This window comes from Pseudomonas sp. Ps21-P2 (assembly GCF_039672565.1).
GTDB lineage: Bacteria > Pseudomonadota > Gammaproteobacteria > Pseudomonadales > Pseudomonadaceae > Aquipseudomonas.
On the sequence record NZ_JBDFPL010000003.1, the window covers coordinates 564,346 to 585,677 of the forward strand.

The following is a 21,332-nucleotide window of genomic DNA, read 5'->3' on the forward strand; positions in this document are numbered from 1 at the left end:
GCTTCCCTCTGAAGTGGATTCAGCGGACGGAAAGACGCGAAGACACCGCAGGCGAAGGCCGGCAGTGATCAACAGCGCCCGCCCACCGCGGGTTGTGTTATGTAGCGTTATCGGGCCGGTCTCCGGGCTCGCGAGGGGCACATGCATCAGCCGTTACAGCCGTCGTGCCTTCAAGAATCGCCTTCCCATATCGATGCCGACACAGTGGATCTGACTCTTCACTCGCTTACCGTTGCGGGGGCAGCACCGGACTGATACACACCCGAAGGTCTGTACGCACCGGTTTCCCGTTTCACCCTGTGAAGGGCACCCGTAACAAGGTGTGTAGCAGACCACGGGCTGTTTGGCTCGTCAATCGGCCCTTCAGCCGATGCGTCAATCAATGCAGCGATCGGTGCGTCAATTGGCGCGGCACTCATTGCAAAGCACGATTGACCGGCCTCCAGTCACTGCGTAGCCTTGCGCACTTGAGGTTCGCCGGGCGCCTTTATCAACTACCAAGGCCACCGGCGCTAAGAAGGGAATGCGGTTTCAAGCCGCAGCTGCCCCCGCAACTGTAAACGGACAGCTTCATTGCACAGCCACTGCGCGAGCGGGAAGGCGCAATGAATGCCAGTCGCCTGATGATGCCTGTCAGCGACCGGCCGCCGTGAGCCAGGAGACCTGCCTCGAATCGGACCGCCTGCAAGCGGCCGAGGAATTCCACTACAACCGGGCGGGGTGATCCGGTGGCGAATTTAACCGCGCGCCTGCTTCCACCGGCCTGCGCTGTTTTCGTCCTCGTTGCCCCGCCGCACGCCTGAGGGCAACCGATGAAAACACTGGCCAAACTCCCTGTCACCATCGTCACCGGCTTTCTCGGCTCGGGCAAAACCACCTTGCTGCGGCACATGCTCGACAACGCCGAAGGCCGGCGCATCGCCGTCATCGTCAATGAGTTCGGCGAACTGGGCATCGACGGCGACATCCTCAAGCAATGCACCATCGGCTGCACCGAAGAAGAAGCCGTCGGTCGTGTGTACGAGCTGGCCAACGGCTGCCTGTGCTGCACCGTTCAGGAAGAGTTTTTCCCGGTGATGCAGGAACTGGTCGCCCGTCGTGGCGACCTCGATCACATCCTCATCGAAACCTCGGGTCTGGCCCTGCCGAAACCCCTGGTCCAAGCCTTCCAGTGGCCGGAAATCCGCAACGCCTGCACCGTCGACGCCGTGATCACCGTGGTCGACAGCCCGGCCGTGCTCGCGGGCACCTTCGCTGCGTTCCCGGACCAAGTCGACGCCCAGCGCAAGCTCGACCCGAACCTGGATCACGAATCGCCGCTGCACGAGCTGTTCGCCGACCAACTGGCCAGCGCCGATCTCGTCGTGCTGAACAAGGCCGACATGCTCGACGCGGATGCTCTCGCCGCCGTGCGTGCCGAAGTCGCCGAAGAACTGCCGCCGGCGGTGAAGATCGTCGAAGCGAACCGGGGCCAGCTGCCGATCAGCGTGTTGCTGGGCCTGGGCGCCGAGTCCGAGCTGCACATCGACGGGCGCAAGACCCACCACGATCACCACGAAGGCGACGATCATGATGATCACGACCATGACGCCTTCGACTCGATTTCCATCACGCTGCCCCAGGCCGACGAATCGCTGTTGCTCGACGCGCTGACCCAGGCCGTCGTCCAGCACGGCATCCTGCGTGTCAAAGGCTTCGCCGCCATTCCCGGCAAACCCATGCGCCTGCTGGTGCAAGGTGTCGGCACGCGTTTCGACAAGCATTTCGACCGCGCCTGGAAAGCAGACGAAGCCCGGGAAACCCACCTGGTGCTGATCGGCCAGGAACTGGACGCCGGCGTCCTTGAAGCGCAATTGCGCGACGCAGTCTCAGGCATAAAAGGCTAACCATGCACCTGCTGCGTACACAGCCCGGCGGCTTCGTCCCCGACGACAGCATCGCTGACCTGGGCCAGACGCCCGCCGAGCTGGTGATCCTGTGCAGCGCCGACTCGAATCTGGCGCTGCTGGCTGAAACCGCGCGGCAATTGCCGGATAGCTACCCGAGCCTGCGCCTGGCCAATCCGATGCAGGTGCAAAACCATGCGTCGGTGGATCTGTACGTCGACGAGGTGCTGCGCCACGCCAAAGTCATCCTGATTTCCTTGCACGGCGGCATCGGCTACTGGCGTTATGGCGTCGAGCGGCTGGTGGAGCTGGCCGCGAAAGGCGTGAAGCTGATTCTGGTCCCGGGCTGTGATCGGCCAGACCCCGAGCTGAGCGGCCTGAGCACGGAATCCGTCGAAGACCGCGAGCGTCTCTGGCATTACCTGCGTCAGGGCGGCAAGCACAACGCGCTGGCGCTGTTCAATTTCATCGCCACACGCTGGCTGGGTGGCGACTACCCGTGGGCCGAGCCGCAGACGCTGCCGCGCACCGTGATTTATCACCCGCACAACGCCAACGCCGACCTGGCCCGCTGGCAGGCCGACTGGCGCGCCGATCAGCCGGTCGCGGCTGTGCTTTTCTATCGCTCCCACCTGCAGGCAGCCAACACCGGCTTCATCGATGTGTTCTGCGAGCGCTTGTCGGCCCAAGGCCTGAACCCGTTGCCGATTGCCGTCGCCAGCCTGAAGGAAGCCGGCTGCATGAGCGCGATACAGGACTGGCTCGACGAGGTGGACTGCGAGGTGATTCTCAACACCACCGGCTTCGCCCAATCCAGCCCGGAAGCGCCGGATGTTCGGCCGTTTCGCCGAGACATCCCGGTCATTCAGGCCATTTGCGCCCAGGACAACGAACCCGCCTGGCAGGCAAGCGCCCAAGGGCTAGGCCCCCGCGACCTGGCGATGCACATCGCGCTGCCGGAACTGGACGGGCGCATCATCAGCCGGCCGATCAGCTTCAAGGACTTGGCCTGGCACAGCGAGCGCAGTCAGTCCGACGTGGTTTGCTACCGCGCCCAGCCGGAGCGCATGGATTTCGTCGCCGAACTGGCCCGGCGCTGGGTGCTGCTCGCCCGCACCGCCAACACCGACAAGCGCGTAGCGCTGATTCTGGCCAACTATCCAACCCGCGACGGGCGCATCGGCAACGGCGTCGGCCTCGACACGCCAGCGGCCGCGCTGAACATCCTTAAGGCCATGCAGGCGGAGGGTTACCCTGTTGAGGACTCGCCCGAGACCGGTACTGCGCTAATTCACGCCTTGCTCGGCGGCGTCACCAATGACCCGGACAGCCTCGATCGACGGCCGTGCCACCAGAGCATGGCCATGGACGAGTACAGGGCGGCGTTTCAAGCGCTGCCGCAAGCCAATCGCGATGCAGTCATCGCGCGATGGGGCGCCCCTGACACCGACCCCATGTGTCGGGACGGGCGGATGATGATCGCCGGCCTGCGTTTCGGCATGACCTTCGTCGGCATTCAACCGGCGCGTGGCTACAACGTGGACCACAGCGCGGCGTATCACGACCCTGATCTGGTCCCGCCCCACGGCTATCTGGCGTTTTACTTCTGGCTGCGCAAACGCTATGGCGCTCACGCTGTCATCCACGTCGGCAAGCACGGCAATCTGGAATGGCTGCCGGGCAAAGGCGTCGGTCTGTCCGAGTATTGCTGGCCAGACGCGATCCTTGGCCCGATGCCGAATATCTACCCGTTCATCGTCAACGATCCGGGCGAGGGCGCCCAGGCCAAGCGCCGCACCCAGGCGGTGATCATCGACCACTTGATGCCACCGCTGACCCGCGCCGAAACCTACGGTCCGTTGCGCGACCTTGAACTGCTGGCGGACGAATATTACGAAGCGCAGCTGCTTGATCCGCGCCGCGCCAGGGAGCTGCAAAAAGACATTCTCAGGCTGGTCCGCGAGACCCATATCGACCGCGAACTGGCGATGGACGGGGACGCCAACAGCGAGGCCGACGCCGCCGTGTGGCTGCCGCGTCTGGACACCTACCTGTGCGACCTGAAGGAATCGCAGATCCGCGACGGCCTGCACGTGTTCGGCGAATCGCCCACCGGCCGGCTGCGCATCGACACGCTGCTGGCGATGGTGCGCGTGCCTCGCGGCGATGGTCGCGGCGGTCAGGCCAGTCTGCTGCGGGCATTGAGTCAGGCGCTGGCGCTGGATTTCGACCCGCTGGACTGTGATCTCGGTGCGCCATGGACCGGCGACAAACCTCACGCATTACATGAAGTCAGCGCTGAACCATGGCGCACGACGGGTGATACCCGCGAGCGGCTGGAGCTGTTGGCCGCGCAGATGATTGAGCAGATTGCCAGCGGCGTGCCTATCAGTAATACCTTTGTAAACAACAGCTTGTCCGATGTTGTTCAGTCTCTGCATGAAGTGGTTATCCCTCGCCTAGACGCCTGCGGTCCAGCCGAAATGTCGAACTTGCTCAGCGCGCTAAGTGGGCGTTTCGTCCCGGCCGGCCCGAGCGGCGCCCCCAGCCGAGGACGGCTGGACGTGCTACCGACCGGGCGCAACTTCTTCTCCGTGGACGTGCGCAATCTGCCGACCATGACCGCGTGGCGCATTGGTTTCCAGTCGGCAAATCTGTTGCTGGAGAGGCACTTACAGGATCATGGTGATTATCTACGTCAACTGGGGCTTTCGGTCTGGGGCACGGCGACCATGCGCACCGGCGGCGACGACATCGCCCAGGCCATGGCGCTGATGGGCGTACGTCCGGTGTGGGCGACGGGCAGTCAGCGCGTCGATGACTTTGAGATCCTGCCCCTGAGCCTGCTCGACCGGCCGCGGGTCGATGTCACCCTGCGGGTCTCCGGTTTCTTCCGCGACGCCTTCGCCAACCTGATCCGCCTTTTCGACGCCGCAGTGCAGGCCGTCGCAGCACTGGACGAGCCCGACGACATGAACCCGCTGGCCGCCCGCGTGCGCCAGGAGCGCGAGCAATTGCAGCGCGACGGTCTGGATGTCGAGCAAGCGGCGAAGCAGGCTGGCTGGCGCATCTTCGGCGCCAAGCCAGGCGCGTATGGCGCAGGGGTACAGAACGCCATCGACGGGCGCTTGTGGCAGAGCCGCGAAGACCTCGCCGAGGTCTACCTGAACTGGGGTGGCTACGCCTACGGCGGCAGCGACGAAGGCACGCCGGCCCGTGACGGTTTTGCCAAGCGGCTGAGCCAGGTTCAGGCGGTGCTGCAGAACCAGGACAACCGCGAACACGATTTGCTGGATTCAAACGATTACTACCAGTTCCAGGGCGGCATGCTGGCGGCAGTGGAAAGCCTGTCCGGCGAGAAAGTCGCCAGTTATCACGGCGACCACAGCCAGCCTGATCTGCCGAAGATCCGTACGCTGAAGGAAGAGCTCAACCGGGTGGTGCGCTCCCGGGCGGCCAACCCGAAGTGGATCGAAGGGGTCAAGCGCCACGGCTACAAGGGTGCGTTCGAGATGGCGGCGACGGTGGATTTCCTGTTCGCCTTCGACGCTACCACTGAGCTGATCGACGATCACCAATACGCGCTCCTGGCCGATGCCTATCTGCTGGACGCCTCGACCCGCGATTTCATCCAGCAGCACAACCCGGATGCGCTGCGGGACATGACCGAGCGCATGCTCGAGGCGCAGCAGCGCGGCCTGTGGCAGGAACCGGGCGAGTACCGCGAGGCGCTGGAGAATCTGTTGCTGGACATCGAAGAGTCATGAGCGTGAATGAGGGCCTGCACAGCAGCCCGTGCAGACGCCTGACTGGATTGAACACCGTGATTGACCCGCGGCTTTACGAGAACCGACCATGACCGACACCCCACATTTCCCCCTCGCTGCCGTCGTCGGTGCCGATGACCTGAAGCTCGCCCTGTGCCTGACCGCCATCGACCCGAAAATTGGTGGCGTGCTGATCGAGGGCCCGCGGGGCATGGCCAAATCGACCCTGGCCCGAGGGCTGGCGGATCTGCTGGCCAGCGGTCAGTTCGTCACGCTGCCGCTGGGTGCAACCGAAGAGCGCCTGGTCGGCACGCTGGACCTCGACGCGGCGCTGGGCGAAGGCCGCGCGGCATTCTCGCCGGGGGTTCTGGCCAGGGCGGACGGCGGCGTGCTGTACGTCGATGAGGTCAATCTGCTGCCGGACCATCTGGTCGACCTGCTGCTGGACGTGGCCGCCAGCGGGGTCAATCTGGTGGAGCGCGACGGCATTTCCCATCGCCATGCCGCGCGCTTTGTGCTGATCGGCACCATGAACCCGGAAGAAGGCGAACTGCGCCCGCAGTTGCTCGACCGTTTCGGCCTGAACGTGGCGTTGAGCGGGCAGACATTGCCGGAACAGCGCGGGCAGATCATTCGCCGCCGTCTGGATTTCGACGCCGCGCCTGAGGCGTTCTGTCAGCACTGGGCCCCGCAGCAGCAGGCGTTAAAGGCGCGGTGTGAAACCGCCCGGAGCCTGTTGCCGACCATCGAGCTGGATGACGTCAGTCTGGGCCTGATCACCGAGCGTTGCTTTGCGGCCGGGGTCGACGGTTTGCGTGCGGATCTGGTCTGGTTGCGCGCGGCCCGTGCCCATGCCGCCTGGCGCGGCGGTGCTCAGATCACCGAAACCGACATCGACGCCGTGGCCGATTTCGCTCTGCGCCATCGTCGTCGGGAGCCGCAACCGCCGCATCAGTCTCAATCCCCGCCGCCTGCGTCATCAGAGCAAAGCCCGCCGAGACCCGACAACGGCGCTCAGCCGCAGCATGACGCGCCAGAAACCGGCGAGGGCAGTTGGGGTGAGTTACCCGCCCGCAGCGTGCAGACGGGCAGTCGTAAAGAAGTACCCCACTGGCCAAAAAAGCCCTAGGCATTCGCCCCCGCCTGTCAAAGGGGGCGAATGCCAGCCCTCGACCGGGCGCACTGGTCGGCGGTAGAAACGGCGCTGCCCGCCCCGGTGCGGAGGGCGCCATTGCCTGGCTGCCGACCTTGCTGCGCGGCCGCCCTCGGGTTCGTGACGATCTGGTACGTCAGCCCCGCAGTCGCCGGCCGGAGCAGCTCTGGCTGGTGATCGTCGACGCGTCGGCATCGACCCGGCGCAATCAGGCGTTGAGTCAGGCGAAGGGTTTATTGGCGGAATTGTTCGATGATGCGTATCGGCAGCGTGCCAGGCTGGCGTTGCTCACCGCCAGCGGCAAGGGCGCGCGCTGGCAGCATCAGGGCTTGAAAGCCAGCGCCGCGTTGCAACCCTGGCTGGATGCATTGGGTGCTGGGGGCGGCACGCCGCTGTTTGACGCGATCAATCAGGCGGCGGACTGGTCTGCAAAACGGCAGAAGCGCTGCCCGGCTGAACAGCAACGGGTGCTGATTCTCACGGACGGGCGCGTCAAGGACATGCCGGCGCTATCAGCACGACCGGCGCAGCCGCTTCCCTTGTTCGGCGGCCCCGTGTTGCTGATCGATATCGAGCGCGGGCCCATTCGACTGGGCCGCGCCCGGGACATCGCCGCGCAGCTGGACGCCGACTACCGCCACATCGACGAGTGCTGAGCGCGCGTCGTCAGCAGGGGTTTGATCAACAGGTCTTCAGGCGGGCATGGTCCACGGCTCAAGGCTATAGCCTTCGCCGCTGATCTCGGCACGGGCCTGTTCCAGGAACTGCGCCAGTTGTTTCGGATCGGAGTAGGCGCTGCTGGGGATCTGCTTGCGGCCAATGCGGGTGCTGGTGCGGTCGACGACGGTCAGGCTCAGTTCGCCATTGCCGTCCTGCGGGGCCCAAGCCACGCACTGGAAGGGTTCAAAGGCGTGACCGGCAATCAGCAAAGCATCGTTGAAGCGCAAGGGGGCGTTCATGGACTGTCCTCAAAGTGCCCGTATCCGTTGGCACCGGCGGCGGGCGTTTCGCTCGGTGGTTACGCGTATTGCTACTTGTGTTGCTACTTGTACTGATGACCGTCCCCCACGGCTGAGTCACACCCATTTCTGAAATTTCTTGATTTATTTTAAGCGTCGGTCCGATCGCGCTTCCTCGCCGCGCTTGGGCCAAACTCCTGCAATGCCTTGGCAGTGCACGCCCGATCGCCGTCTATCTCGGGCCACGCTGCTAAGCACGTTTCGATCTTAGGCTTATAGATAATCGATCCAAGGACGCGTCAAAAATCTTGCTATGGTGTCAATCGGCCTTCACAAGCTACTGTTTAAAAAACGTTTTCCCACGATCACTATGCGACCCCGGCGCCAAGGAAACTCACATGCATGATCTGGCCTCCATCCGCCGCTTGCTGATCGTCGAACCGTGCGAGGAATGCCTGCAGTTGGTCCCCGGCTTGCGCATCGCGGGTTGGGATGTCGACAGCTGCACCCTTGAAGAGGCAGCGCTGCGTCCCTGTGACGTGGGCCTTATCCGCCTGCTGCCCGAGCATTTCGAACACCCCGAAGTGGTCAAATCCCTTATCTCCCGTAGCAATACAGAATGGATCGCAGTCCTGACCAGCGAGGACCTACGCCGCGAGCACATCGGTGATTTGGTCTGTGAGTGGTTTTTCGATTTCCATACCTTGCCCTTCGACGTTGCCCGGGTGCAGGTGACATTAGGCCGCGCCTACGGCATGGCACGGCTGCGTGCCAAAGGTGCCAGTTATGCCAAAGGCGCCCCGTACGGAGAGAGCCCGGGTCCGCAACTGCTGGGGGAAAGCCGGCCCATGCGCGAATTGCGGCGATTGCTGAGCAAACTGGCGCCCACCGAATCGCCGGTGCTGATCCGTGGCGAAGGCGGGACGGGAAAGGAGCTGATCGCGCGCACGCTGCACGTGCAGTCCCAGCGCCGCGAGCAGCCATTCATCTCGATCAACTGCGGGGCGACGCCGGAGCATTTGCTGCAGGAAGAACTCTTCGGCGAGGCAGGGGAGGACGTCGATGCATCACGCCAGCGCAGGACGGGGCGCATCGAAGAAGCCAACGGCGGCACGCTGTTTCTCGACGAGATTGGCGATCTGCCCCTGGAGGTCCAGGCCAATCTGTTGCGGTTCCTGCAGGATCCGCACATCGAGGTGGCAGGCGAGCGGATCCCGGTCGATGTGCGGGTGCTGGCGGCGACCAATGTCGACCTGGAAGCGGCGATTCGCATGAAGCGTTTTCGCGAAGACCTGTATTACCGGCTCAACGTCTTGCAGGTGGGCACCGCGCCGCTGCGCGAGCGGCACGGCGATCTGGCCTTGCTGGCCAATCACTTCGCCCAGTTCTACAGCCGGGAGACCGGCCGGCGGGTGCGTAATTTCAGTCAGGACGCGCTGGTCGCCATGGGCAAGCACGACTGGCCCGGCAACGTGCGAGAGCTGGAAAACCGGGTGCGCCGCGGGCTGGTACTGGCGGAAGGGCGGCAGATCGAAGCGTTTGACCTCGGGCTGCTGGGCGAAGAAGAGATCAGCTCCAGCATGGCCACTCTCGATGAGTACAAGTCTCGGGCGGAACGGCAGGCGCTGTGCGATGTGTTGACCCGTCACAGCGACAACCTCAGCGTGGCGGCCAAAGTGCTGGGCATCTCTCGCCCAACGTTTTATCGCCTGCTGCACAAACACCAGATTCGCTGATCACGCGTCGGGCGAGTTGTCCGGCGGCGCTTACGTCCGGCTGGTAGGCATTCAGTCGTTAATCAGTTGGGCAACCCGTTGCAACACTCGCTCACTGCGGTAGCTCCAGCTCCCGCCGATCACTTCGAAGGTCTGCCCATGGGCCACCAGCCACTGCCGGCTGGCCTCGAAGAATGCCTGGCGCTCGCTCAGGTCTGGCTGGCAACGCTGGCCGTCGCCGATCCATTCGACGCCTTCCGGCGAGAGCAACAGGTGCAGATCGTAATGGCGCTCGGCTAGTGCGGCTTCGAGCCACGCCGGGCAGTCGTTGAACAACGCGCGACTCCAGAGGGTGTTGCTCAGCAGGTGAGTGTCAAGAATCAGCAGCGCCGGTTTCAGCGAACGGGCGGCGTCTTCCCAGGCCAGTTGCTCATGGGCGATGACATCGATGTCTGCGTAAACGGTGTCCCGCTGCACCTCATCGATGAACTGGCGCACGTATTCGCCCACCAGCACGCCACCGAACTGCCGTTGAATCTCTTCCGCCAGCCAGCTCTTGCCGCTGGATTCGGGCCCTGTCAGTACCAGCACTTTCATCCCGGTCAACGCGCCAGCGCGGGGTCGGCGCGCCAGTCACGCCAGCCTTGCACGGCGAGCAGGGTGAACAGCGCGTACAGGCCGGCGGTGAGGTACAGCGCTTTGTAGAGAAACAGGCCGACGAAAATTACGTCGAGCAGGATCCACAGCGGCCAGCACTGCACGCGCTTCTGCGCCATCCATACCTGCGCCACCAGGCTGTAGCCGGTCAGTGTGGCGTCGAGCCAGGGTTGAGCGGCGTCGGTGAAGTGGGCCATGGCCGCGCCGAGGACAAGGCTGACCAGCGCGCCGGCCACCAGACTGAGCAGCAGGCTGCCACTGCCCAGCGAGGTGACGATGCGGCCGTTGTCCGCCGCGCCCCGGCGGGTCCATTGCCACCAGCCATACACCTGGAGCCCGGCGTACACCACCTGCAGGAGCATGTCGGAGTAGAGCTTCACGTCAAAGAAGATCCAGGTGTAGAGCAACACCATGACCAGGCCGATCGGCCAGCACCACGGGTTTTGTTTGACTGTCAGCCAGACGGCAATGACACCGAGTGCGGCGGCGAACAGTTCAAGCCCTGACATGGCGACTCCTGAGGAAACGATGAAAAAACGGGTCGGCGATTGTAGGCGCTTTATCGCCCGAGGTGGGGCGCGATGATGCGTCGGATGCGTCTGAAAAGGCACTGGAAAAACAGCCCGGGCAACCTGCGTGATTCATAGAGGAAATGTAACGACGATGAGACAAACGTCAAAGCCTGCGCGCCAGTATTCATGCTAGCGCGTTCGTCAAAAAGGTCTGCTAGCATCGCCGCGCTCATGCCCGAGCCAGACAGCCTGCGTTCATGCTTTTTTTACGCTCGACCGTTTATCGTTCGCGCAACAGTTTGTAATACAAATCAAGAGAGCCTTGCCATGAGCGGGCTCCAGCCGGGGGAATGATGGATCTTTGGACCGCCGCACAGGCGCTGATACTTGGAGTTGTAGAAGGGCTCACGGAGTTTTTGCCGATTTCCAGTACGGGCCATCAGATCATCGTTGCGGATCTGATCGGTTTTGGCGGCGAGCGCGCGATGGCGTTCAATATCATTATTCAGTTGGGGGCGATCCTGGCGGTGATGTGGGAGTTTCGTCGCAAGATCCTCGACGTGGTCACCGGGCTGCCGACGCGGCCCGAAGCGCGGCGGTTCACCGCCAACCTCATTGTCGGCGTGCTGCCCGCCATGGTCCTCGGGGTGCTGTTTTCCGATCTGATCCACGAATACCTGTTCAACCCGATCACTGTCGCCGTTGCGTTGGTGCTGGGCGGTTTCATCATGCTCTGGGCCGAGCGCCGCGAGCATGTGATTCACGCCGAGACCGTGGATGAGATGACTTGGGTGGACGCGTTGAAGGTCGGCTTCGCGCAATGCCTGGCGATGATTCCGGGTACTTCGCGGTCGGGCTCGACCATCATCGGCGGGCTGCTGTTCGGTCTGTCACGCAAGACCGCCACCGAGTTTTCATTCTTTCTGGCGATGCCGACCATGATCGCGGCTTCGGTGTACTCGGGGTACAAATACCGTCACCTGTTCCAGCCCGACGACCTGCCGGTGTTCGCCATCGGCTTCATCGCCGCGTTCATCTTCGCGATGATCGCCGTGCGCGGTTTGCTCAAGTTCATCGCGACCCACAGCTACGACGTGTTCGCCTGGTACCGTATCGCGTTTGGCTTGCTGATCCTGGCGACCTGGCAATTCGGCTGGGTGGACTGGTCCAGCGTGCAGGGCTGATCTTCCGATGACTCAACGCTTCGAACCGCAAAACCCCGGTCGCCCGGCCGCTGCTAAACCCGTCGCCGTGCGTTTTCTGAAACTCAAGCTGCTGGCGCTGCTGTTGCTGTGCGGCCTGCCGGCTTACGGGGTCGTCACGTATTGGACGAGCGGCGTCAGCTGGCTGCCCGCGGCGATCTACGCGCTGATGAGCGTCGTCGCATTTGCCCTGTATGGCTACGACAAGAAGCAGGCCCGGCACAGCGGACAGCGCACGCCGGAAAAGCTGCTGCACGGGGTCGAACTGCTCGGTGGCTGGCCGGGTGCGCTGCTGGCTCAGCAAGTGTTTCGCCACAAGACGCGCAAGTTTTCCTACCAGTTGGTGTTCTGGCTGATTGTCCTGCTGCACGAGTTGTTCTGGATGGACCGTCTGCTGTTCGGCGGTCGCCTGATCTCGCGGCATCTGTTCTGAGCCGTTTTTAAGCAGACGCGGCGACGGTTATAGCTTCAACGCCACCTGCCTGCGCTTCGACAGTTTGCCGACCACCAATTGATGGGAGCGGGTCAGCAAGTCCTTCAGCTCGTCTTCGCCCATGGCGAACGGGTAGGTGAGGGTGATCCAGTGGGCGCGGGCCAGGTATGGCGCGGGCCGTACGCCCGGACGGTCGACGTAGCCGAGAAACAACTCGGCGCCGACCTTGAACGACAGGTCGTTGCCCGCCAGGCCCATCACCGCGAACATCTTGGTGTCCGCGATGGAGAACACCCTGACGCCGCCCCATTTGTAATCCTCCCGCGCGCCCGGAAGATTCAGGCAGAACGCGGCGACGTCTTCAATCTGCATGGGAGTGTTCCTGAATGCGGGTGAGGGGTGACCGGCAGCCTGCGTTAACCATTTGAACGACCGCCATTGGACGCCAGGTCCGCCAGAATCGGGCAGTCCGGGCGGCGGTCGCCCTGGCAGTGGCTGACCAGGTTCTGCAGGGTGTCGCGCAGGCCGGCCAGTTCCTCAATCTTCTGGTTGAGCTCGACGATGTGCTTGTGGGCCAGCGCCTTGACGTCGGCGCTGGCGCGCCCGCGGTCCTGCCAGAGGGTCAGCAGTTTGCCGACTTCTTCCAGGGAAAACCCCAGGTCTCGCGAGCGTTTGATGAACGCCAGGGTGTGCAGCTCGTCCGGGCCATACAGGCGATAGCCACTGTCGGTGCGGGTGGCGGCCGGAAGCAGGCCGATGGATTCGTAATAGCGAATCATCTTGGCGCTGAGGCCGCTGCGTTTGGCGGCTTGTCCAATGTTCATGAGGCGTCTCCCGTGTCGTTGGGCGTGTCTTTGGGGTCGTCTTTGGATTCGTTGTTGGGTGTCCAGGTTTTCAACAGCAGGGCGTTGCTCACCACGCTGACGCTGGACAAGGCCATGGCTGCGCCCGCCAGCACCGGATTGAGCAGGCCGAACGCCGCCAGCGGAATGCCGATCAGGTTATAAACGAAGGCCCAGAACAGGTTCTGGCGGATCTTCGCGTAGGTCTTGCGGCTGATGTCGAGGGCGGCGGGGATCAGCCGCGGGTCGCCACGCATCAACGTGATGCCGGCGGCGTGCATGGCCACGTCCGTGCCGCCACCCATGGCGATGCCGATGTCGGCCGCGGCCAGGGCAGGGGCGTCGTTGATACCGTCACCGACCATCGCCACCACGCCGGTTTTCTTCAGCGCCACGACGGTCGCGGCTTTGTCGGCGGGCAACACTTCGGCGAGCACGTCGCGGATGCCCAGCGCCTCGGCCACCACCCTGGCGCTGCCGGGATTGTCACCCGTCAGCAAGTGGCTGCTGATGTGCCGGGCGTTCAGTTGCGCGATGGCCTCAACGGCGCCGGTCTTGAGGGTGTCGCCGAAGGCAAACAGACCAAGCACCCGACGCTGGGGGCTCAGTTCGATCAGCCAGGACAGCGTGCGGCCTTCGGCTTCCCATGCCTGAGCGTGCTCGTGCAGAGCGTCCCCGGCCAAGCCGCTTTCTTCCAGCAAGCCGCTTTCCTGCAGCAAGCGGTGATTACCCAGCGCCAGTTCGCGGCCTCGCAGGGTGCCGGCGATACCGCGTCCGGCCAGCGCGCGGCTATTGCCGACGTTATCCAGGCTCAGCCCGCGTTCGGCGGTCACGTCCAGCACTGCTTTGGCCAATGGGTGCTCGCTGCCACGCTGCAGCGCACCGGCCAGTTGCAGCAAGGTGTTTTCATCACCGTCGAGCGCGGCCATGTGGGCAATGCGCGGCCTGCCGGAAGTCAGCGTGCCGGTCTTGTCGAAGACCACCGTGGTGACTTCATGGGCGCGTTCCAGGGCTTCGGCGTCCTTGATCAAAATGCCGTGGCGCGCGGCCACGCCGGTGCCGGCCATGATCGCGGTCGGCGTGGCCAGCCCCAGCGCACAGGGGCAGGCAATGACGAGCACGGTGACGGCGTTGATCAGCGCCGCCTCCAGCGAGGCGCCAGCCATCAGCCACCCTGCCAGCGTCGCGACGGCAACCAACAGGACCACGGGCACGAACACCTGACTGACCTTGTCGACCAGCTTCTGAATCGGCGCCTTGGCAGACTGTGCGTCTTCCACCAGACGGATGATGCGGGCCAGCACGGTTTCCGCGCCCAGCGCCCGGGTGCTGATCAGCAGCCGGCCCTCGCCATTGATCGCGCCGCCGGTGACCCTGTCGCCGGGCTGTTTCGGCACCGGCAGGCTCTCGCCGCTGATCAGGGCTTCGTCGGCGCGGCTCTGGCCTTCGAGCACCTCGCCATCCACCGGAAAGCGCTCGCCAGGTTTCACCACCACCGTATCGCCGACGCTCAGGGCGCTGATGGCGACGTCCGCTTCCTGCCCGTTAACCAGTCGGATCGCGCGCTCTGGGCGCATGGCTTCCAGGGCCCGGATCGCGCTGGCGGTCTGGCGCTTGGCGTTGCTCTCCAGGTATTTGCCGAGCAGGACCAGGGCGATGACCACCGCCGAGGCCTCGAAATACAGGTGCGGCATCGTGCCGGGGCCAGCGCTTAGCCATTGGTACACGCTCAAACCGTAACCGGCGCTGGTGCCCAACGCGACGAGCAGGTCCATGTTGCCAGCACCCGCGCGCGCGGCTTTCCAGGCGGCAACGTAAAAGCGCGCGCCGAGGAGGAACTGCACGGGGGTGGCCAGAGCAAACTGCAACCATGCCGGCAGCATCCCGTGGACGCCGAACGGCTGCAGCAGCATTGGCAAGACCAGCGGCAGTGCGAGCACGATGGCCACGATCAACTGCCAGCGCTCGGTGTCGTGGCGTTTGCGCTGGTCGGCTTGCTGGGTGGCTGGGTCCTGTTCGAGGCTGGCGCCGTAGCCGGCCTTGTCGACGGCGGCCACCAGCACAGCCGGGTCGATCTGCCCGCTGACCTCGACGTGGGCGCGTTCGTTGGCGAGGTTGACCGTGGCAACTTGAACGCCGGGCACTTTGCGGAGGGCGCGTTCCACCCGGCCGGCGCAACTGGCGCAGGTCATGCCGGTAATGGGCAGATCAAATGTGTGGGCACTGGGCATCGCGGGCACTCCGGCAAGTCGATTGCCAGTAAGGATCAACCTTGCCCTTCTGGCAAGGTCAAGAGGTGCACAGCGTTGAATGTGTTGACTGGATCGTTTGCACGCTCCCACGCAGGACAGCCCATTGGCAACCTGCGACAATCCCAGCCCCTTTCGGCCAGGCGAGCGGCAAACCGTGTACGACTTCAACGATTTGTACTATTTCGTGCAGGTGGTCGAGAACAAGGGGTTCGCGGCCGCCGCGCGCAAGATCGAGGTGCCGAAGACCAAGCTCAGCCGGCGCATCGCTCAGTTGGAGGATCGGCTGGGGGTGCGGCTGATCCAGCGCACCACGCGCAAATTCACGGTGACCGAGGTGGGGCTGGATTATTACCGGCACTGTGTGGCGATGCTGGTGGAGGCCGATGCCGCCGAGAAGGTGGTCGAGCAGTCGAGGTCCGAGCCCCAGGGCATCGTGCGCATCAGTTGCCCGCCGGCGCTGGGTTCGATGGGGGTGAGCGACACGATCGCGAAGTTTCTGGTGCTGCACCCGAAAGTGCAGATTCAGGTGGAGAGCACGAACCGTCGGGTGGATGTGTTGGGGGAGGGCTTTGACATCGCGCTGAGGGTGCGTTTTCCGCCGCTGGACGATGAGAATCTGGTGATGAAGGTGTTGGGCGAGAGCCATCAGCGGTTGGTGGTTCGCCCCTCGTTGCTGGAGGGCAGGACGATTCGAACGCCGCAGGAGTTGGTGGGGCTGCCGAGTATGGATCTGGCGCCGGCGAACCGTGAGCACCGTTGGGGGTTGATCGGTCCGGGCGGTGGGCGGATCGAGGTTGCTCATCAGCCGCGCTTTGTGACGTCGGATCTGGATGCGTTGCACCGGGCGGCGGTGGAGGGTGTGGGGGTGGTGCAGATGCCGGAGATTATGGTTCGGCATTCGTTGCATGAGGGGCAGCTGGTTGAGTTGTTGCCGGGGTTTCGTCCGCCGAGTGGGTTGATTCATGCGGTGTTTCCTTCTCGGCGGGGGTTGTTGCCGTCGGTGCGGGGGTTGGTGGATTTGCTGGCGGAGGATTTCGGGGCGAATGAGAAGGCGGATCGGGAGGCGTGTGAGTTGGCGGGGCATCTGTGAGCTTTTCAAGATCGAGATCAAGATCAAGGTCTTTAAGATCAAGAGCGTCTGCCTGGGGGCAGACTGTTTCGCCTTCGGCGACTTACTTTTGAAAAGCACCAAAAGTAAGCAAAAGTGCCTGCTCTCGGTTGGGCCCTTCGTTCCTCAGGGTTCCTTCACTCCGGTCTCGCTCCGTGGGCCCGCCGCCATCCGCCATCCATGGCGGGGGGCGGCTCTCGCCGCATCCATGCGGCTCGGCCCACTCCGCGAGACCTGCGTTCAGCCTGCACCCAAGTCGCGATTAGCGGTGTCTGGACCTTTTGTGTTTGAAGATCAAGATCAAGAGCAGATCAAGGGCTTCCCGGCTGAAGCCGGTCCCACAGTGTGTACGCGGTGCTGTTAGTGGGACCGGCTTTAGCCGGGAAGGGGCAGGAAGGAGCGCTATCCATGTCGGGATTTTCCACAGATGCCTCGAACCAACATCGGTGCGCATTTTGATTGTCCTGTGAGCGGGACGATCTATCGCGTTTTCACCCTCTAATCACGCATTACCACACAGGGTAGGATGACGCCACTTGATCGCCAGGCGGCGATTCTCTCCTTGGGAAGCACTTTATGAAACTCTTGCACATCGATTCCAGCATCCTCGGCGATCACTCCGCTTCGCGTCAGTTGAGCCGCAGTGTCGTTCAGTCTTTTACCGCTAGCACCCCTGATACTCAGGTGATTTACCGCGATCTGGCGAATGAGCCACTCAATCATTTCTCCGGCGCCACGCTGGCCGCTGCCGGTACGCCGGTGGAAGGGCGTGACGCGGCGCAGAGGCTGGAAGTGGAAACCAACGAAGCGACGCTGGAAGAGTTTCTGTCGTCGGACGTGGTGGTCATCGGTGCGCCGATGTACAACTTCAGCATCCCGAGCCAGTTGAAGGCGTGGATTGACCGCATCTGTGTGGCCGGTCGCACCTTCCGCTACACCGAAGCCGGTCCGGAAGGGCTGTGCAAGGGTAAGAAAGTGATCGTCGTGTCGACCACGGGTGGTCTGCATCAGGGGCTGCCGAGCGGTGCCGGCCATGACGACCTGCTCAAGGTGGTGTTCGGTTTCATTGGCGTCACCGACCTGCACTTTGTCGTCGCCGAAGGTCTGGCTTATGGCGACGAGCCCCGTGCCGCTGCCATGGCTGCCGCGCAGAAGACCATCAGCGAAACGCTGTTCGCTTAAGCCCCACTGGATCGCGAGCGTTCCCGCGAAGGGGCTCGAAGCGATAAAAAAGCGCCACCCGAAAGCCCTGTCATCACCGGCCTGCACGCCGTCTTTTGACGGGGCTTTCGTCGTTTTGCGGCCGCACGTTCAGCGCGGCGACAGCCTTTATGACTTCTTTGCGCGTAACCTCTTCGAAGCACCGTAGAATGCCGGCCCATCCGGTCGGTTCTGCGTCAAACGGCGGCCGACGTCTTCAATTCATCGAGCTTGGCCCGCCTTGTGCACCATTGATCCTCAAACGTTTCGGAATGTTATCGAACCCCACGGGTCAGATAGCGACAGACGCCGTTTTCGCGGGGCTTTGGCCCTTGAGCGTCTGAATGGCCAGGCATGGGTTGATAAGGTGAGGGGCATTGCAATGATGCGTCTTTGTGCAGTGATGATGATCAGCCTGCTGGGCAGCCTGATTTCGGTGCAGGCCAGTGAGCTGCAGAGCTGGAGCGTGGGCTTTCACGAACTGACGTTTCTCGATCCGCTGGATTCCCGGCCCATGCACGCCTACGCCTTTTACCCCTCCACCGACGATGAGCACGTCACCCGCGTTCAGGGTTATCCGATTGAAGCGTCGGAAGACGCGACCATTGCCATGGGCCGTTTCCCGCTGCTGATGCTGTCCCACGGCAACACCGGCACGCCGCTGGCGCAACATGATCTGGCGACGTCATTGGCGCGCAAGGGGTTTGTCGTCGTGGCGGTGTTCCATCCGGGCGACAACTACATGGACCACAGCCGTCTGGGCAGCCTGAGCAATCTCTACGGGCGCCCGCTGCAAATATCCGAAGCCATCAGTGCCGCATTGATCGACCCGATGCTGTCGCCGTACATCAGCGCGCGCCGGGTCGGGGTGATCGGTTATTCGGCGGGTGGCGAAACGGCATTGATTCTCGCCGGTGCCCAGCCTGATCTGCAGCGTCTGCGCCATTACTGCACCGAGCGCCCCCAGGACCGGGATGCCTGCAAGACCCAGGGCGAACTGGTGGCGGACCGTGATGACCTGCACGCCCAGGCCGATCCCCGGGTTGGCGCGTTGATGTTGATGGCGCCGCTGGGATTGATGTTCGGTCGGCAGACCCTGGCGGATGTGCACGTGCCGGTGTTGCTTTACAGCGGCGACGGCGACGAACTGCTCGCCATCGACAAGAACGCCGAAGCGCTGGCGCGCAAGCTGCCCGATGTCTCGGATTTCAAACTGTTCGCCGGGGCAGGGCACTTTGTGTTCATGGCGCCCTGTGATGACGAGCAACGCGCCACCCAGCCCGGGCTGTGCACCGACGCCATTGGCGTCAACCGCGAAAGCATTCACCGCGACCTGAGCACGGAAGCCGTGCGCTTTTTCGGCACCGCCCTGGGCTCGCCGACCAGCACCGCCGGGATGCAGACCGCGGCCCATCGCGAGTTCGAACCCGCCAACACCCTGGATCAGTAAGGCTCATCGAGAACCTGAGCCCACCCGCGCTGCCTACTGGGCGTCCGCCGCGGGTGAGGGCGTGGGCTTGCCACGAATCACTTTGCCGCGTCGCTCGGCAATCTCCCGCGCCTGACCATCACGCTGCCCGCCGGTGCGTGCCTCGCTGATCAACGCCGGAATCAGCGGCCCTTCCGGCAGATTTTTCCAGAACCGCGCCGGAAGATGGCCCTGCATGACTTTCGGATTGAGCCGCGCCGGATTGAAGATGTGGCTGTAGTAGGTCAACCAGAGATTGCCATGGGGATCGTCGGCATTGCGCGCCAGCGACTGCCACGCCTCCGGGCACACCGGCTGATGAATCAGCTGTTTGCCGTCATAGAACACGCCATCCTTGGGCGTCGCGATCATCCAGCGATGACGACCCATGCGCCCGATGAAATGCTCACTGGCGGTGCGCAGAATGTCATGGGCGGGCTCGTGCCACGCGACGTATTCCGGCAGGCAGGTCATCTCCAGCAACGCCGCCTTGGCCGCGACGTCTTCGGCATTTTCGATCACCGGCAGCGCTACGAAGCGCAAGAATGCATGCAGATGATGGGCTTCACGGCTGACCTGTTTCAGGCGCCGGTGCAGTTCGCTGCCCAGTTTGTCGCCGGCCAGCATGGCCGTGCGATCACCGTGGCTCACGCGCCATAACACTTCATACAGCAGCGTCCAGCGCTGATCACCGCAGAATTGCGCCGCGTTTTGCAGCAGTTCAAGCAATTCAAGGGGAATGCGCGCGCGGAACGGACCGGGTTCGTCGGGGTAATCGGTGTCGCTGGCAAACAGGTCAGCGTCCTGCTGCACGCTCCAGCTGACCTGATCCGGGTTGATCTGATGGCTCATCAGCCAGCGCGCCTGCTGCCGCCAGGTGTCGAATGAGTCGGCGCAATCGAGAATGATCATCCCCACAGCGCCATTTGTTGCGGCTGCGGTTTGTCCCGCAGTTGCTCGCGCAGATCGATGCTTGAGCTCTCGGCTTGGCGCGGATGGTAGTCGCTGGTGATGATGAACGGCTTGGCCTTGGCCAGCACGCAGCGCAGGCGGGTCAGGTCTTCGTATCGGATGCGGCGTTGGCGGCGCAACTCGACCAGACGCTTGGTGGTGCGGATGCCGATGCCTGGGATCCGCGCAATCATCGCCGGCTCCGCGCGGTTGAGGTCCAGCGGGAAGATGTCGCGGTGCTCCAGCGCCCAGGCCAGTTTCGGGTCGATGTCCAGGGCCAGATGCCCCGGGCCTTGGAGCAACTCGTTGGCGCTGTAGCCATAACTGCGCAGCAGGAAGTCGGCCTGATAGAGCCGGTGCTCGCGCATCAACGGCGGCGCGGCGTGGGGCACGCTTTTCGGGCTGTTGGGAATCGGACTGAACGCGGAGTAGTAGACGCGCTTGAGGCGGAAGTCGCCGTACAGCGATTCAGCAGTGTGCAGGATGGTGCTGTCATCGGTTTCGTCGGCACCGACAATCATCTGCGTGCTTTGCCCGGCCGGCGTGAATTTCGGCGCCCGCGGCTCGTTGAGAATGGTTTGCTGGCCGGTGTAGATGGTTTGCATGGCCTGCTTGATCGAGCCCATTTCCTTTTCCGGCGCGAGGGTCTGCAGGCCCAGCTGGGTCGGCAGCTCAATGTTGACGCTCAGGCGATCGGCGTAGCGGCCGGCCTCTTCGATCAGCGCGGGATCGGCTTCGGGGATCGTCTTCAGGTGGATGTAGCCACGGAACTCGTGGTCTTCACGCAGCAGTTTGGCCACGCGAATCAGCTGTTCCATGGTGTAGTCCGCCGAGCGGATAATCCCGGAGCTGAGAAACAAACCGCTGACGCAGTTGCGGCGGTAGAAATCCATGGTCAGGGTAACCACTTCTTCGGGACTGAAGCGTGCGCGGGGCACGTCGCTGGAACGGCGGTTCACGCAATACTGGCAATCGTACAGACAGAAGTTGGTAAGGAGGATTTTCAGCAGCGAGACACAGCGCCCGTCAGGGGTGTAACTGTGGCAGATGCCCATGCCGGTGCTTGAGCCGAGGCCGGATTTGCCCTCGGAACTGCGCTTGGGTGCGGCACTGCTGGCGCAGGAAGCGTCGTACTTGGCCGCGTCGGCGAGGATGCTCAGCTTGTCAATCAGCTGCATGGATTTTCTCGATACTGTTTTTATGTACAGTATCGAGTTGTCCGGGGAT

The 21,332-nt window shown here is 63.4% G+C and carries 18 protein-coding genes and 2 riboswitches; of the genes, 10 read left to right on the plus strand and 8 right to left on the minus strand.

The window, feature by feature from the left end; all coding sequences use genetic code 11:
- Positions 1-95: 95 nt before the first annotated feature.
- A riboswitch (cobalamin riboswitch) is annotated at positions 96-329 on the minus strand.
- 124 nt (positions 330-453) lie between these two features.
- A riboswitch (cobalamin riboswitch) is annotated at positions 454-686 on the plus strand.
- A gap of 126 nt (positions 687-812) precedes the next feature.
- From cobW to ABEH28_RS10045, 4 genes are all read left to right on the plus strand, one after another.
- The gene (gene cobW, locus ABEH28_RS10030) at positions 813-1,886 is read left to right on the plus strand and encodes a cobalamin biosynthesis protein CobW (RefSeq protein ID WP_282372317.1); all 1,074 of its coding nucleotides are present in this window, start codon (positions 813-815) and stop codon (positions 1,884-1,886) included.
- 2 nt (positions 1,887-1,888) lie between these two features.
- Positions 1,889-5,653, plus strand: coding sequence for a cobaltochelatase subunit CobN (gene cobN / locus ABEH28_RS10035; protein WP_346629823.1), 3,765 nt, complete (start codon positions 1,889-1,891; stop codon positions 5,651-5,653).
- A gap of 88 nt (positions 5,654-5,741) precedes the next feature.
- Positions 5,742-6,782 (plus strand): AAA family ATPase, encoded by a 1,041-nt coding sequence (locus ABEH28_RS10040; RefSeq protein WP_346629824.1) that lies wholly within the window; start codon positions 5,742-5,744, stop codon positions 6,780-6,782.
- A gap of 53 nt (positions 6,783-6,835) precedes the next feature.
- Positions 6,836-7,462 carry a VWA domain-containing protein gene (locus ABEH28_RS10045; protein ID WP_346629940.1) on the plus strand — a complete coding sequence of 209 codons (627 nt, stop codon included), beginning with the start codon at positions 6,836-6,838 and terminating at the stop codon, positions 7,460-7,462.
- 36 nt (positions 7,463-7,498) lie between these two features.
- On the opposite strand, the gene ABEH28_RS10050 is transcribed toward ABEH28_RS10045, so the two are convergent.
- Positions 7,499-7,765 (minus strand): hypothetical protein, encoded by a 267-nt coding sequence (locus ABEH28_RS10050; RefSeq protein ID WP_062381945.1) that lies wholly within the window; start codon positions 7,763-7,765, stop codon positions 7,499-7,501.
- Positions 7,766-8,163: 398 nt separating this feature from the next.
- On the opposite strand from ABEH28_RS10050, the gene ABEH28_RS10055 reads away from it, so the two are divergent.
- A complete protein-coding gene (locus ABEH28_RS10055) occupies positions 8,164-9,501 on the plus strand; it encodes a sigma-54 dependent transcriptional regulator (RefSeq protein WP_346626274.1) in 1,338 nt (445 codons plus the stop codon).
- 51 nt (positions 9,502-9,552) lie between these two features.
- On the opposite strand, the gene ABEH28_RS10060 is transcribed toward ABEH28_RS10055, so the two are convergent.
- Together ABEH28_RS10060 and pnuC are read right to left on the minus strand one after the other, a co-directional pair.
- Positions 9,553-10,077, minus strand: coding sequence for an AAA family ATPase (locus ABEH28_RS10060; RefSeq protein WP_346629825.1), 525 nt, complete (start codon positions 10,075-10,077; stop codon positions 9,553-9,555).
- A 5-nt stretch (positions 10,078-10,082) separates the two neighbouring features.
- Positions 10,083-10,646: a nicotinamide riboside transporter PnuC gene (gene pnuC / locus ABEH28_RS10065; RefSeq protein ID WP_192172067.1), complete on the minus strand. Its 564-nt coding sequence runs from the start codon at positions 10,644-10,646 to the stop codon at positions 10,083-10,085.
- 356 nt (positions 10,647-11,002) lie between these two features.
- On the opposite strand from pnuC, the gene ABEH28_RS10070 reads away from it, so the two are divergent.
- The gene (locus ABEH28_RS10070) at positions 11,003-11,833 is read left to right on the plus strand and encodes an undecaprenyl-diphosphate phosphatase (protein WP_192172066.1); all 831 of its coding nucleotides are present in this window, start codon (positions 11,003-11,005) and stop codon (positions 11,831-11,833) included.
- A gap of 7 nt (positions 11,834-11,840) precedes the next feature.
- Complete coding sequence (locus ABEH28_RS10075; RefSeq protein ID WP_346629826.1) at positions 11,841-12,284, plus strand: DUF1294 domain-containing protein; 444 nt, start codon at positions 11,841-11,843, stop codon at positions 12,282-12,284.
- A 27-nt stretch (positions 12,285-12,311) separates the two neighbouring features.
- Here the strand turns inward: ABEH28_RS10075 and ABEH28_RS10080 are convergent, their stop codons facing one another.
- From ABEH28_RS10080 to ABEH28_RS10090, 3 genes are read right to left on the minus strand one after another with little or no spacing between them, the layout of a single operon-like run.
- On the minus strand, positions 12,312-12,656 hold the full coding sequence (locus ABEH28_RS10080) for an MmcQ/YjbR family DNA-binding protein (RefSeq protein ID WP_346629827.1): 345 nt from the start codon (positions 12,654-12,656) through the stop codon (positions 12,312-12,314).
- Positions 12,657-12,700: 44 nt separating this feature from the next.
- Entirely contained in the window at positions 12,701-13,108 is a 408-nt protein-coding gene (gene cueR / locus ABEH28_RS10085; protein WP_346629828.1) for a Cu(I)-responsive transcriptional regulator, read from the minus strand.
- Positions 13,105-15,357, minus strand: coding sequence for a heavy metal translocating P-type ATPase (locus tag ABEH28_RS10090; protein ID WP_346629829.1), 2,253 nt, complete (start codon positions 15,355-15,357; stop codon positions 13,105-13,107). The genes cueR and ABEH28_RS10090 overlap by 4 nt, the downstream gene beginning before the upstream one ends.
- Before the next feature lie 175 nt (positions 15,358-15,532).
- On the opposite strand from ABEH28_RS10090, the gene ABEH28_RS10095 reads away from it, so the two are divergent.
- The 3 genes from ABEH28_RS10095 to ABEH28_RS10105 all read left to right on the plus strand — a co-directional run bounded on the left by ABEH28_RS10095 (position 15,533) and on the right by ABEH28_RS10105 (position 19,136).
- Positions 15,533-16,468 (plus strand): LysR substrate-binding domain-containing protein, encoded by a 936-nt coding sequence (locus ABEH28_RS10095; protein WP_346629830.1) that lies wholly within the window; start codon positions 15,533-15,535, stop codon positions 16,466-16,468.
- A 594-nt stretch (positions 16,469-17,062) separates the two neighbouring features.
- Positions 17,063-17,668, plus strand: a complete 606-nt coding sequence (locus ABEH28_RS10100; RefSeq protein WP_346629831.1) for an FMN-dependent NADH-azoreductase — start codon at positions 17,063-17,065, stop codon at positions 17,666-17,668.
- Positions 17,669-18,068: 400 nt separating this feature from the next.
- Positions 18,069-19,136 carry a dienelactone hydrolase gene (locus tag ABEH28_RS10105; protein WP_192172059.1) on the plus strand — a complete coding sequence of 356 codons (1,068 nt, stop codon included), beginning with the start codon at positions 18,069-18,071 and terminating at the stop codon, positions 19,134-19,136.
- Positions 19,137-19,169: 33 nt separating this feature from the next.
- Here ABEH28_RS10105 and ABEH28_RS10110 read toward each other — a convergent pair whose 3' ends face one another.
- Both ABEH28_RS10110 and ABEH28_RS10115 read right to left on the minus strand, forming a co-directional pair.
- Complete coding sequence (locus ABEH28_RS10110; RefSeq protein WP_282373536.1) at positions 19,170-20,066, minus strand: TIGR03915 family putative DNA repair protein; 897 nt, start codon at positions 20,064-20,066, stop codon at positions 19,170-19,172.
- Positions 20,063-21,283: a putative DNA modification/repair radical SAM protein gene (locus ABEH28_RS10115; protein WP_192172057.1), complete on the minus strand. Its 1,221-nt coding sequence runs from the start codon at positions 21,281-21,283 to the stop codon at positions 20,063-20,065. Before ABEH28_RS10115 ends, ABEH28_RS10110 begins: the two co-directional genes overlap by 4 nt.
- Between the last annotated feature and the right edge of the window lie 49 nt (positions 21,284-21,332).

Coding starts and splice junctions, on each gene's coding strand:
- pnuC (WP_192172067.1), bottom strand. CDS start 10,646: ATGTCAGGGCTTGAACTGTTCGCCGCCGCACTCGGTGTCATTGCCGTC.
- ABEH28_RS10040 (WP_346629824.1), top strand. CDS start 5,742: ATGACCGACACCCCACATTTCCCCCTCGCTGCCGTCGTCGGTGCCGAT.
- cueR (WP_346629828.1), bottom strand. CDS start 13,108: ATGAACATTGGACAAGCCGCCAAACGCAGCGGCCTCAGCGCCAAGATG.
- ABEH28_RS10050 (WP_062381945.1), bottom strand. CDS start 7,765: ATGAACGCCCCCTTGCGCTTCAACGATGCTTTGCTGATTGCCGGTCAC.
- ABEH28_RS10110 (WP_282373536.1), bottom strand. CDS start 20,066: ATGATCATTCTCGATTGCGCCGACTCATTCGACACCTGGCGGCAGCAG.
- ABEH28_RS10075 (WP_346629826.1), top strand. CDS start 11,841: ATGACTCAACGCTTCGAACCGCAAAACCCCGGTCGCCCGGCCGCTGCT.
- ABEH28_RS10060 (WP_346629825.1), bottom strand. CDS start 10,077: ATGAAAGTGCTGGTACTGACAGGGCCCGAATCCAGCGGCAAGAGCTGG.
- cobN (WP_346629823.1), top strand. CDS start 1,889: ATGCACCTGCTGCGTACACAGCCCGGCGGCTTCGTCCCCGACGACAGC.
- ABEH28_RS10070 (WP_192172066.1), top strand. CDS start 11,003: ATGGATCTTTGGACCGCCGCACAGGCGCTGATACTTGGAGTTGTAGAA.
- ABEH28_RS10105 (WP_192172059.1), top strand. CDS start 18,069: ATGATGCGTCTTTGTGCAGTGATGATGATCAGCCTGCTGGGCAGCCTG.
- ABEH28_RS10080 (WP_346629827.1), bottom strand. CDS start 12,656: ATGCAGATTGAAGACGTCGCCGCGTTCTGCCTGAATCTTCCGGGCGCG.
- ABEH28_RS10090 (WP_346629829.1), bottom strand. CDS start 15,357: ATGCCCAGTGCCCACACATTTGATCTGCCCATTACCGGCATGACCTGC.
- ABEH28_RS10100 (WP_346629831.1), top strand. CDS start 17,063: ATGAAACTCTTGCACATCGATTCCAGCATCCTCGGCGATCACTCCGCT.
- ABEH28_RS10115 (WP_192172057.1), bottom strand. CDS start 21,283: ATGCAGCTGATTGACAAGCTGAGCATCCTCGCCGACGCGGCCAAGTAC.
- cobW (WP_282372317.1), top strand. CDS start 813: ATGAAAACACTGGCCAAACTCCCTGTCACCATCGTCACCGGCTTTCTC.
- ABEH28_RS10055 (WP_346626274.1), top strand. CDS start 8,164: ATGCATGATCTGGCCTCCATCCGCCGCTTGCTGATCGTCGAACCGTGC.